Origin of the sequence: uncultured Anaerococcus sp. (genome assembly GCF_947253225.1) — a bacterium.
In the GTDB taxonomy this organism is placed as follows: domain Bacteria; phylum Bacillota; class Clostridia; order Tissierellales; family Peptoniphilaceae; genus Anaerococcus.
The window spans coordinates 1-13,116 of the sequence record NZ_CAMXYR010000043.1 but is presented as its reverse complement, the minus strand read 5'-3'; the positions used below and the strand labels follow the sequence as shown (position 1 = coordinate 13,116).

Sequence of the window (13,116 nt, the reverse complement as noted above, 5' to 3'; positions counted from 1 at the left end):
TTTCTTTTCATAAATACCTCTCTTCCTATTATATGAGATAAAAAAGGATTAGTAAATTTTTCTTAATAATAATTTATCTGCTATAATAAAAGTGAGGTGATAAAATGAAAATATATTTAGGATGCGATTTATTTATAGAAGGTCAAAGATTGCAAGCAAAAAAAGTTCAAGATGCTCTCGAAGAAGAATTCAAAGAAAAAATTGACCTCTACAACCCAGCTGACAATCTAACAATCAATGATAAAGCCGCTGGATTTGCAAGTGGATCTGATATTTTATTAGCTGATTATAATAGACTAAAAGAATCCGATCTTCTGATAGCTCTTATGGATACGGAAGACTTAGGGCTTGCTGGTGAAATGGGAATAGCTTTTGAGAGAGGAATCCCAATTTTCCAACTATATACAGACATTAGGCTTACTGGAAACGATAGGGACGATAAGCTTATAGAAATAAAAAAAGATGTTTTCCAAAATGATTTTATGTATATAAATAAACTTATAACAGGTCTATCCTATGTAGATAAGGATGCTAACGCCTTTGATGAACCAAGAATCTATAAAACATCAGACGACTTAATCGAAGCATTAAAAAAGTTCATCAGAAACAATTTATAAAAAAAGAGGCTCATCGCCTCTTTTTTTTTGCTATTTTCTCTTTCTTGATGCAAATGCACCAGCTAAAGAACTAGCTAGTAGTCCTAGGATAGATCCTAGACCAGAAACCCCTGTCTTAGGTCCTTGATTTTTATTAGTTATTTCTTCCTTATTAGCATTTGATAGTGATGCTTTGTCTTTGTTTTTTAAGTTGGTATCAGTTTTAGCTTCTTCATCATCTTTTGCTGGGTTATTACTTTTATCAACTATACTTGTTTCATTTGAACCTAAGTTCTCATCATTAGAACTTCCATCTGAAACTTCTGAATTTTGATTTTCTTCTGGTTTTATTTCTTTTTTATCTTTTCTTAGAGTAGTTTCCAAGCCATAGCCCAATTTATAAGCGATTTTATCGTTATACTTATAATTTTCATCCAAGCCAGGTACATCAACTGGCAATTTTCCTTGAGACTTAACCTTACCAAATACTATATCTAATGAGAATGGAATATTTGGACCGAATGTTTTTACTGGATCCTTTCCTTTTTCAGTTGGATCCATTCCCTTAGCTCCATAAGCTAATACATGTGCATCTGCATTTTTATACCTATCTAAGTCATAAGGTTTGCTAATGCTAATTATAGCAGATTTTTTGTTATTTTCTTTTGCATAAGTTGTCAATCTATCAGGAATATTAGAAATCCAATTATCTTTTAGCAAATGTCTCGCATTTCCAACTTCACTTACAGCAATAATATAATCATAATCCTTTGCGTATTGTTTTAGTATCTCGTCCGCAGCTTGTGGGTCTTTCCTATATTCATAAAATGATTTTACATCCACTATAGCATCCTTATCAATAACATTTTCTTCTTGAAGTTTAGTAAATCCATATTCAAAACCTGGTATTTCATTATTGTAAGGAGTGTATATTAATACTTTTTCTTTTGCTTTAGGATAAATCGGTAGTGCATTATTAATATTTTTAGTAACAGTGATTGCCTTATCAGTGATTTCCCTTTGAAGATCAAAGTGCTCTTTGCTACCAACTATTGCCAAAGCTTTTTCAATTTTATCTTCTAGTGGAATATTATATTGATTTTTATCAAGAATATTCCTCATTTTTTTTAGGTGAAGTAGTCTATATACTGAATGGTTAATTTGGCTTTCATCGATATTTCCAGCTTCAACTTCTGATTTTATCCTAGCATAAATCTTATCTAGTTTGAGAAGATCTGATCTTTTTTCTATCAAGGCAGGCATAAGAGGAATATCAACGCCTGCTTTAATAGCCATTATAACAGCTTCTTCTTCTCCAAAGTGATCTGCTATTGCTTTCATTTTCATAGCATCTGTTATAACAACACCCTTATAATGCATCTTATTTCTTATTATTCCTGTTATAATATCATCGGACAAAGTAGCAGGTATACCAACTATTGAGCCATCTTTTTTTGAGATAACCGTATCTTTTTCAAGCTGTGGATATGATATGTGGGCAGTCATTATCATATCCACATCATCATTTGCAGCTTTTTTAAATGGTACAAGCTCTAATTTATCAACTTCTTCAGGTGATTTGTTAACCACAGGCAATCCCAAATGGCTATCGACATCAGTATCTCCATGACCTGGGAAATGTTTAACTGCTGCAGAAACTCCCTCATCTTGTAAGCCTTTAATAACAGCAGCCCCCAACTCACCAACTAATTTCGGATCTGAGGAGATTGATCTTAAACCTATTACTGGGTTGTTAGGATTATTGTTAGTATCAAGAACAGGGGCTAGGTTTACATTTATTCCTAAAGCCTTGATTTCTTGAGCTATTATCTTTCCATATTTATAAGCTAGCTCTTTATCTCTAGTAGCACCTAGAGCCATATTTCCAGGGAGGGATGTTCCCGTACCAAGCCTTACAACAATTCCACCTTCCTGATCTACTGATATGAGAAGGGGATCTAGTCCATTGTCGATGGCTGTTTTTTGGATATTATGGGTTAGTTTTGTTGTTTGCTCTGTAGTTTGGACGTTTTCAGCAAATAAAATCACTCCTCCAACTTTATACTTGACTATAGCATCCTTTATATCTTGGTTTAGTTCTGTTACTGGTTTTAGCTTACCTTCCTTATCTTCCCAATTTCTAAATTCCAACATCATCATTTGACCGATCTTTTCGTCGAGTGTCATTTTAGAAACTTTATCAATGATTTCTTTATCATTTTGATCATCAGTAACTGGAGTGCTTGCACTTTTTTCTTCTAAATTTGATGACCTATCCTCATTAGATACATCTTCCGTCTTATTATTTTCATTATCTATCTTGTTTTCTGTAGATAATACACCACTATTTCCATTGCTTTCTGTTTGTGTGCCTGTAATTTCTTCTAATGGCGTTTGTTGACCATCTGCAATTGAATTTTCTTCAATAACGTTTTCACTATTCATATCCTTAGCTTTAGATACATTTGTTGGAAACAACCCAATACCCAAAGCAAGCATCAATGATAGACTGATTTTAACTTGTTTTTTCATCTGATTTCTCCTTATAATACTTATAGAACTATTATAAACAAGAATAAACATTTAGTCAAACATTTATCCACAAATAAAAAGAAGCGGAATTTCATTTCCACCTCTTCTTATTTTAAGCATTTTTAATTTCTTCTATTAGGGCTGGGACAACCTTGTGGAAGTCTCCTATAATACCATAGTCGCAATTATTGAAGAAGTTTGCACTTTCATCATTATTTATTACGATTATTGTTCCTGCATCTCCAATGCCCCTAAGATGTTGCATAGCTCCTGAAACTCCTACTCCAATGTAGAGTTTGCCAGAATATTTTTTTCCAGAAAGACCTATGAATCTATTTGTTGGAACATAACCCCTTACTTGGGCAGCAGGTCTTGTTGATGATAGGACAGAACCTGTTTCTTTTGCTAGTTCTTTTAACATTTCTAGGTTTTGTTCTTCACCTATTCCCATACCTGCAACAACTACACCCTCAGCACTTTCGATTGGGTCTTCTAGGTCTACATCTTTTTTGTCGAAAGTAAAACCATCTGCCTTGAGAGCTTCTACCAATTTTTTAGCGACTTCTTTTTCGTCTCCCTTAAGGATTACAAGCTTTCTATCTCCTACTTGAGATTGTTTCTTCTTAGGAGCTTCTTTTTTAACTTCTTCTTTCTTAGCTTGTTTTGGGAAAATATAGCCTGAGATTACGAGTCTCATAATCTCATTTGTTCCTTCATAAATTTGGGTGATTTTAGAATCTCTGTAGAACCTTTCTACGTCCACTCCCTTGATAAAGCCTGAACCTCCGTAAAGTTGAAGAGCCTTGCTTGTAAGTTTTTCTGCCATATCTGATGCATAGAGTTTAGCCATAGCTGCATCCATTCCATAAGGAAGATGGGCATCTTTTTTCTTAGCTGCATCATAAATTAAAAGTCTAGCTGCTTTTAGCTCTGTTGCCATATCTGCCATAATAAAGGCATTGTGTTGCATACGTCCAACTGCTTTTCCAAACTGTTCACGAGCTAGGGCATAGTCTTTTGCAGATTCATAAGCTCCTTGAGCAATACCTAGGGCTTGACTTGCTATACCAATTCTACCACCGTCAAGGATCATCATCGCATATTTAAAGCCCTTACCTTCTTCACCAAGTAAGTTTTCTTTTGGAACTTTTACGTCTTTAAAGTGAAGCTCTGCTGTTATTGATGATCTTATGCCTAGTTTGTCGTAAGGTTCTGAGAAAGTAAAGCCTTCAAAATCCTTATCAACAATAAACATAGATATACCGTGGTTGCCCTTGCCTGGTTGTGTTACTGCTGTAACAAGGTAGGTTTGTGCTTCTGGTGCATTTGTTATGAATATTTTTTTACCATTTAGAAGATAGTGGTCACCTTTTAGGACTGCTGTTGTTTCTGTACCTGCAGAATCTGAACCTGCATTTTCTTCTGTAAGTCCGAAACCACCTATAACTTTGCCACTAGCGAGAGGCTTTAGGTATTTTTCTTTTTGGTATTGGTTACCAAATTCATTAATTCCCCAAGTTCCTAGAGATGTATGAGCTGAACAAATTACTCCAACTCCCCCATCTACTCTTGAAAGCTCCTCAACTGCGATAGCGTAGTGTTGGTTTGTAAGACCTGCTCCACCAAATTCTTCTGGAAATGGTATCCCCATAAGACCCATCTCTCCCATTTCTTTGACAATTTCCTTAGGAAATTCTTTGGTTTGGTCTAGGTGGAAGGCTATAGGTTTTACTTTTTCTTCTGCAAAACTTCTAATGACTTTTCTAAATTCTTCTAAATCTTTTGGTAAACTATATCCCATTTTTATTTTCTCCTTAAATTATTTTATAAAATTTTACTTGTTGTAATAGTTTTCACATATTATATACCCAAATAAATTATTTCTAACATACTTTTTTAATTGATTTATAAATTTAATTTATTTTAGATTATTACTGATAATAATAATCATTTATATATAATTTCATTTTTATTAATTTCTGGTATAATATTATTAGTTAATAAAATAGTTTTCAAAGGAGTTATAATGCACAATATTATTGAAGTCTTAGATAATATCTATTGGGTCGGTGTAAACGATAGAAGAATAGATAGATTCGAGAATATGTTTGAGTTAACAAATGGAGTTTCCTATAGTTCTTATGTAATCAAGGATGAAAAAAATGTTTTGATGGATTCTGTAGAAGCTGCTTTTACAAGAAGATACCTAGAAAATATTAAGGCTGCCTTGAATGGAGAAGACCTTGATTACATAGTAATTGAGCATATGGAACCGGACCACTGTAGAAATATAGATTTTTGTATGAGAGAATGGCCAAATGCTAAGTTTGTTGGTAATGCCAAGACTTTCAAATTCTATGAGCAATTTTATAACGATGAATTTAAGGATAGATATTACGAAGTAAAAGATGGGGATGAGTTGAATATTGGTAAAAGAACTCTTAAATTTGTTTTTACTCCAATGGTTCACTGGCCAGAAGTAATGATGACTTATGTGCCAAATGAAGGCATCCTATTTTCTGCTGATGCTTTCGGTTCATTCAACGTTATTGAAGGTCATATTCATGCTAAAAATGTAATCCACAAGGGTGATTGGCTAGAGCAAGCAAGAAGATACTATATTAATATAGTAGGAAAGTTTGGAAAAATGGTTCAAAATGCCTTCAAGAAAATTGATGGACTTCCAATAAATGCTATTCTTCCTCTACATGGTCCAGTTTATACTGATAAGGATTCTATAGAATTTATTATGGATAAGTATAATAAGTGGTCCACCTATACTCCTGAAGAAGAAGGTGTTGTTATTGTCTATGCATCAATGTATGGAGATACAGAAGAAGCTGCTGATATTCTCGCAACTAAACTTGCTGAATTGGGAGTTGAAAATATCAAAACTTACGATGTAGCTGACTGGGACGTTTCATACCCAATAAGTGATTGCCACAAGTATTCTCACTCAGTTTTTGCTCCTATAAACTACAACTCAGGTCTATATTACAAGATGGATGCCTTCCTAAGAGAGCTTGTAGGTACTGGCTTTACTAATAGGAGTGTATCTTTCTTAAATAACTGGTCATGGGGTGGTAGAAGTCTTGAAATTTCCAAGGAAATTCTTTCAACCGCAAAGATTGACTACATTGGAGAAGATGTAAAAATAAATTCTGGTGTCAAGATTGAGCAAGTTGACCAAATAGCTGAACTTGCCAAGGCTATAAAGGCTGATATGGATAGCAAAAGATAATAATTTTGAAATTTAAGAGGCTGGTGCATAAATATCTGCACCAACCTTTGTTTTTTGTCCTATTTTTTATTCTCACATTGCAATTAACCATTAAGTTTTCCTAAAAAAAAGAAGTCGCTGCTTCTAGCGACTTCTTTTTAAAGTTTTTATTTTTTCTTTTTTGTTGTAAATAAACCAAGACTTGCTGAAAAAAAGCTAGCAATGGCACTTGATATGCCATAGACACCTGTTTTCACATTTTTATTCGAAGATTCATTAGTTTTTGATTCTTCTTTTGAATTTTTCTTGTCTTTTTTATCACCAACTACTTTCTTATGTCCAGATTCACCTATTCTTTCGTTACCATTATTTTTGTTGTCTGACTTACTAGGAACTTTAATCTTATTTTCGCTTGGTTCATCTGTTTGACTTGAAGTGTTTTCGTTTGGTAAGTCTGTTGAACCGTCTCCCTCATTTGTTTGGCTAGGGTCTACTTGAGGTTGAGTTTGTTGTTGTTTCTTATTGATATCAAAAGTAGGTTTATTTTCTTCCTGCTTTTTAACCTCAATTTTCTTAAAGATTGGTTTTATAGTCGTTTCTTTTGTTACAAATAATACATAACCAGGCTCTCTTTTGCCCTCTACTCCTAGAATTTCCCAACCATCAAATTGGTATCCTTCTTCTATCTCTCCCTTGTAGGCTGGAAGGATGAAGTCTTCACCAACTACTATATCTGTACTTGATTCTTTATCATTTTGAAGAGAAACTTTGACTGTTTGAGATTTTTCTTCAACTAGATCTCCAGTATCTTTATTTATGGTAAATTCTTTTACGGTAGTATTTCTTGCAAAATCTGTTACAACAACTTTTATTTTAAGCTCTTTATCACCTATATCTTTTATATCATCAAGAGACTTATATTCTTTACCATTTACATAAATATGTTGGTCTTGAATTTCTCCTGCTAGGTCATTATTTCTTTTATCACTTATGTTAAATCTAACAAATTTATCTTTAGCATATTCGATTGAAGTATTTCCTTCAGGGTCAACTTTTACTTCAGGCTTAACATTATCATAGAGGAATTGGTAATGAACTCCAACAGCCTTGGCATTAAGATTACTATAACCAGTTTGTAGGTAGACATTTCTATCCATATCTTTAACCTTGTCTGGGAATCCATTTGCCTTGTAGTCTTTCATTCCCCAGTCCATGATGTCCCCATCCTTTACATCAAGCTTAATGTTAAAGTCTCTTGTGTTGTCAATGTGTAAATCACCATATATTAGATAGTTATCTACTACTGACTCATTAACTCTCATTTCCCAGTTAAATCCACCCTTATCAGAAATTTTACCTCTAAGATAGAATTCAGGATTTCTTACATAAATCTTATTTGACTTTGATGGATTGAAATAGTTTTTGTCCATAGTTAGGCTTACAGGTTTTGTGTCAATAAATAACATTGCCCCATCTTCCTTAACAGCTTCTACATTAGACTTATAATCACCAAGATATTCCTTGCCATCTTTGCCAAGTAGAACTAGTTTAGAGGAATCTGTAACAAGGTTTCCATCCTTATCTATAGCCTCTCCCTTATCATTAGTCTTGAATGTAAATACTTGATATCTAACTATATTAAAGCCATCCAAGGCTGACATAAGGACTGATTGAGTGCTTCTTCCATCTTTAACATTCCTACTATCACAGTAGATTGTTTTTTGTGATAAAACTTTGATGTTAGGGGCAGTCTTTTGAATTTTTTCTATATCTTCCTTGCTATAAACTCCATTTCCATCAAGCATATCAGTTTTTCCTGGGTTAAATGTAGTAACTCTTAGGGCATAACCCTTTCTTATAATCATGTTATCGTTTAATACATATTGACCCTTTTCTTGATCGTAGAACATCATGCCTGTATCCATTTCACTTGGATTTTTTGGTTTTTTCTTAGCTAAGTCTCCTTCACCGAGTTCGATAATATTACCATAGCTTGAAGCATAAGGAGAGGCTTCTTCGACCTCTTCCTTCTTTTCAGGCATCCTTATTTTCGTTTTAGCTTTTGTTTGCCCCTTATCTTTTACAAGGATATTCATATCGCCCGTAAATGATAGGCCATCGACTACATCATTTGTGTTTGCGAATAAGTCAAAGGTTAGAGTTTTTGTTTGTGGGTCGTATTTACTTGCCTTAATTTCTATTAATTTAAAGTCATTGCCATAGTAAGCCTTAGCATATTTGGATACATTATTTACTTCTCCAAGAATTTCAAAATGTCCATCCTTTGATGGGCTTAATACTCCACCAAGCTTTGATTTAACATCATCAAGTTTCTCAGTTTCATATTCTAGAGCACTTCCATCTTCATAGGCTTTTATATTTCCATTTTCATCATATTGATAATCAAGTTCTACTGTTCTTTTTCCACCATTTACATAGTCGACTTCTTGCTTATATTTCTTTTTAACTAGTTTCTTTAGGTCTTTATCTTCAAGGCCTCTAACAGTAGAGATTTCTTTGTTTAACTCTAGATTTGAAGGTCCCTCTATAGGATTTTCCTCAACAGTATCTTTCTTTTCTTCTGCCTTATTTGAAGCTTCAGGACTTTGAGCATTTTTGAGTTTTTCTTCAGAAATTTCACCTAGTTTTTTGTAAGAAGAAGCATCTTTCTCAGGATCTACTAGGTAATAAGAAATCATTCCTTTTGCGTCAGCTTTATTATCAAATTTAATCCTATGGATTTTGGTGAAGTTGCTTGCTCCATCTAGGGCGATTACTTCGATGATTTTTCCTCTTAAATCTCCTGCTCCGCTAATTTCGTAGATAGTATTTCCATTATCATCAAGCTTTCTATGTCTACCTTCGCCTTCTCCTGCATATTTTACGTCAAGGTTTCTTTCAACATCTCCGTACTCGTCAACTATAGCTGCTCCTGCATACCATACTTCGTTAGCAACTTCTTCAAATTTCTCAGGATGTGCTTTTTGATCTCTTACAAACAAGGTTTCGTGTTTGTACTCATCTTTTACCTTGTGGTAGGTGTCTTTTGCGATCAATTTAATTTTATCTGGATTAGAAAAATCAATTGAAATAATTTTTGGAGCTGTATTATCAATTTTTACTGGTATATAGGAAACTTGCCATGGATAATCCTTGGTTAATCTATATTTGAATTTGTAGAAGTATTGACCTTCAGCTATTGGTTCAAATTGTCCTCTGATTTTAGAAGCTGGGTCTTGGTTAGTATCAACATCTGGTGCATTTTCTTCTCTACCTCTTGGGTTATAGATTAGTCCATCCCATTTCAAATCTCCCCAAACTTTTAATTTGGATGATTTGATACCCTTAGCGTCATTTCTCTTAGAATTTAGAATTCCTCTTATGAAGTGCTCTCTTGATACAACTTTAAGGTCTTTTTGGTTTTCTCCTTCTTCGTTGGTGTTTACAATTGAAATTAGTCCTTCTTCTGCACTTCTTAGAACAAGTGGGGAAGGTGTTAGCCCTCTTTCTATTTGAACTTCTTGTGTTTGTCCCTTAGAATCAAGCGGATAAACTCTTGCGACTTTTGATTCGCTTTGTGATGGATCAAATAATCCTTGGTTGTTATTTAGTGCAAATAAATCAGGATCTTGATCAAGTGATTTTGTATTTCCATCTTTTCTGTTTTGGATAACGGCAGCTGGATTAAATTTATCTATACCATGTTCTCCACCGATACCCTTGTTCAATGTTCCAGGAAGCTTTGGTTTCCCATCATCATCATAGCCTTCCATAGTCTTTGATTTTGAGCCTTCTTCCCAAGCCCATTTGTCAAGGATTGGTTCATTATTCCAATTTCCAGCAAAACCCATTAGAGGCATTGATAGTGATGGTTGGAAGTTTATTTTTTTATCCTTTGAGTTTAAAGCTTCCATTTCTTCTACTGATTCGAAGTTAATAAATGATTCTACAAACTTATTCTTATCTTTTGCATCTCCAACATTTATCACAGCTTTTAAGTCATAGCTTGAATTTGGTGCTATGGTGAATGTATCGTGCTCGAAAGTTATCTTTGCTCCATTTATTTTTTCAGGGTGCATTTCTGGAACAACTTGCTTACCATCTTGAGATTTCTCATCCTTGTAGGTTTCATCAAGTTTTAGTCTATCAGTTAGACTATCAGTTGTTATGGCTGATGATGAAACCTTGAAGGTTAGAGCCCTGTCAGAGGTATTGTGAAGCTTGATTGTGAAATATTTTTCTTTACCCTTGATTTCTTTAAGGGAAATTGAACCATAAGAATTTACCAAACCTGTGGAGTCTTTATTTTTAAAGCAAGCTACAACATCGTTTCTCAAGGCATTGGCTACATTGATAAGTCCTGCCCCTTGTTGTCTAGGTGAAGCATAGTATTGGCTTTTTTCTTTCCAAGAAGTCGCATCCATCATTGGCCTTGCTGTATTTTGGAGGGCGATTTTTGTAAGACTTGTAAGGTCTATCTTGTCATCTCCTTGAAGATTTTTAAGCACAGGTCTTTCAAGCATTTCCTTTAGTTTTGGTCTAATCAATACGGTTGAGGCTGCCACAACAGGAGTAGCCATACTTGTTCCTGACATATAACCATAGGTTGACTTACCATCAATTACATTTAGGGTTGACTTTATGTTTTTACCAGGAGCTGATACATCTGGTTTTAGTAAGAGGTCAATTCTTGGACCCCAAGATGTAGAACCTGCTGGAACTATTACTTCTTCTTTGTAAAGTTCCTTATCTGTATCAGGAGCAAAGCTAAAGTCAAGCTCTTTTTCATCTCCAACATTTGGTTGGTTTGCATTAAAGCTTGCCATATCAATTGGGTAATATTGGTCGATTTTATCCTTAAAGTCTTCCTTGTTGTTTCTTCTAACTTTTGTTTTCTTTCTAGGATTAATCATGTTCCAAATTTTTAATCCATCATCCCCTGATACTGAAAATACTTGGCAAGTTGTTCCTTCATCTTCTTCATAACCCATAGCAGGAAGCACAGTCCAGTTGTCCCTGTTGTAATAGTTTACGGTGTTTACAACCATTATTGCACGAGCACCCTTATCTGCTGCCCTTTTGAAGGCAAATTTTAAATCTTTTGTATAGATTCTATCCATTACTGCAATCTTGCCTTTAAGGTCTAAGCCTACTAAGTCATGATCTTGACCCTTGCCTATATATACAAATTTCAACTTGTCAGGAGCCTTTGTGCCATCATCATTGGTTATTATTTTGTTTTTATCGAAAAATGTTCCTATATTTCTATACTTGAAGCTCTCTCCTCCGATATTAACCTTATCAAATTCTACAATTTGGTTTTTAGCAGAAGCAACTGCTATGGCATCTTCATGAGCAGCAGTTCTTGTAACATTTCCAGTATCGGTCATTTTTAGTTGGTTATTGGCAACTAAATCCCAAGAAGAACTTGATGCTGAAGTTGCATAGTTACCTGTTGCTACAACCATTGGAATACCAGCTTTTCTTAAAGCTCTAATAGCTTGCCAATATTTTTCACCTACAAGACCTGTTCCTGTAAAACCAGATGATACGGAAACTACATCAACCTTGTGTTTAATGGCATCTTCTATAGCATGGAACATAGTTTCATCTCCAGCGAATCCATCCCCAGAATCTGAATACATCTTGTACGAAAATATTTGAGCATTAGGTGCAATTCCATCAATTCCCTTAAAATTTTTAATGTCTTCATCAGTATCATTTCCAGCAAGAATACCAGCTATGTGCATTCCATGTGGATCGTGGTAGTCGCTACCATCATCGTATTTTTCTACTGTAATTTTGCCACCATTATAATAATTGAAAGCATGAGGAATCTTATCACTCAACCAGAAATTTTTGTCAGTGCCTTGGAGGACCTCTTTCTTAAATCTCATAGAAGCTTTGGCATCATCATCTATCCTCATAGCCTTATGCCTATAATCAGTTCCAGTATCGATATTGGCTATGACCATTCCTCTACCATCAAAGTTCTTGCTAAATTGGGCATTGATTGCCTTGAGGTAGTCGATAGCTTCATCAACTCCGATTTCTTTTCTGGCGTGATTCATCATTGGTTGAACCTTTTGTGAGCGTTCAACAGACGAGATTCCTTCAACTGCCTTAATAATATCCAAATTTTCTTGATTTGTTTCTATAGCGCAACCATTAAAAATCGTGTTATAAGCGTATAAAACCTTAGTATTCTTTAACTTAGCTAACTCCTTGATTGCTTTTTTACCAGCTTCTTTATCCTTAAATTCAGCTATGTAGACAAGCTTATCTTCTTGTTTTTGGGAAGTATTTGGACTTTCTTCCTCCTTAGAAGAATTATTATCTATAGGTTTTTTATTATTCTCTTCACCATTTTCTCTATTCTCATCACCATATTGGTTTGGGCTACTAGTCTCTTTACCATTAGACAATTCCATACTAGGAATTATTTCTTTATTATCCTCAAAGTCCTTAGAAGTTTCTTCTTTAGCCTTATCTTCTTCATTTGAAGTATTTTTATCTTTTTCCTCTAAGACATCTATATCTTTAGTTTCTGCTGAATCTTTTTCTTTATCAGCTATGCTTGACACATCCTCGCCACTAGCCAAGGCTGTATCACTGAACAAAAATGAAACAGACAAGGCTGCAACAAGAGTTGCCTTGATTATATATTTCTTCTTCATAAACTCTCCTAATTAAAAAATATGTGATTTTTATTTATATTATTCCTGTCTCTTATACACATCTGACGCTGCCGACGACCTAACACAGGTG

5 protein-coding genes are annotated in these 13,116 nt (G+C 34.4%); 2 read left to right on the top strand and 3 right to left on the bottom strand.

From position 1 onward, the window contains the following. The first annotated feature begins 104 nt into the window (after positions 1-104). Positions 105-617 (top strand): nucleoside 2-deoxyribosyltransferase, encoded by a 513-nt coding sequence (locus tag Q0W95_RS05855; RefSeq protein ID WP_297790822.1) that lies wholly within the window; start codon positions 105-107, stop codon positions 615-617. Positions 618-647: 30 nt separating this feature from the next. Here the strand turns inward: Q0W95_RS05855 and Q0W95_RS05850 are convergent, their stop codons facing one another. Both Q0W95_RS05850 and Q0W95_RS05845 read right to left on the bottom strand, forming a co-directional pair. Next, a complete protein-coding gene (locus tag Q0W95_RS05850) occupies positions 648-3,128 on the bottom strand; it encodes a glycoside hydrolase family 3 protein (RefSeq protein ID WP_297790820.1) in 2,481 nt (826 codons plus the stop codon). 112 nt (positions 3,129-3,240) lie between these two features. Further along, positions 3,241-4,929: an acyl-CoA dehydrogenase family protein gene (locus Q0W95_RS05845; protein WP_297790818.1), complete on the bottom strand. Its 1,689-nt coding sequence runs from the start codon at positions 4,927-4,929 to the stop codon at positions 3,241-3,243. Positions 4,930-5,154: 225 nt separating this feature from the next. Here Q0W95_RS05845 and Q0W95_RS05840 point away from each other — a divergent pair, with 225 nt between their 5' ends. Then, positions 5,155-6,369, top strand: a complete 1,215-nt coding sequence (locus Q0W95_RS05840; RefSeq protein ID WP_297790816.1) for an FprA family A-type flavoprotein — start codon at positions 5,155-5,157, stop codon at positions 6,367-6,369. A 146-nt stretch (positions 6,370-6,515) separates the two neighbouring features. On the opposite strand, the gene Q0W95_RS05835 is transcribed toward Q0W95_RS05840, so the two are convergent. Further along, complete coding sequence (locus Q0W95_RS05835; protein WP_297790814.1) at positions 6,516-13,025, bottom strand: S8 family serine peptidase; 6,510 nt, start codon at positions 13,023-13,025, stop codon at positions 6,516-6,518. Between the last annotated feature and the right edge of the window lie 91 nt (positions 13,026-13,116).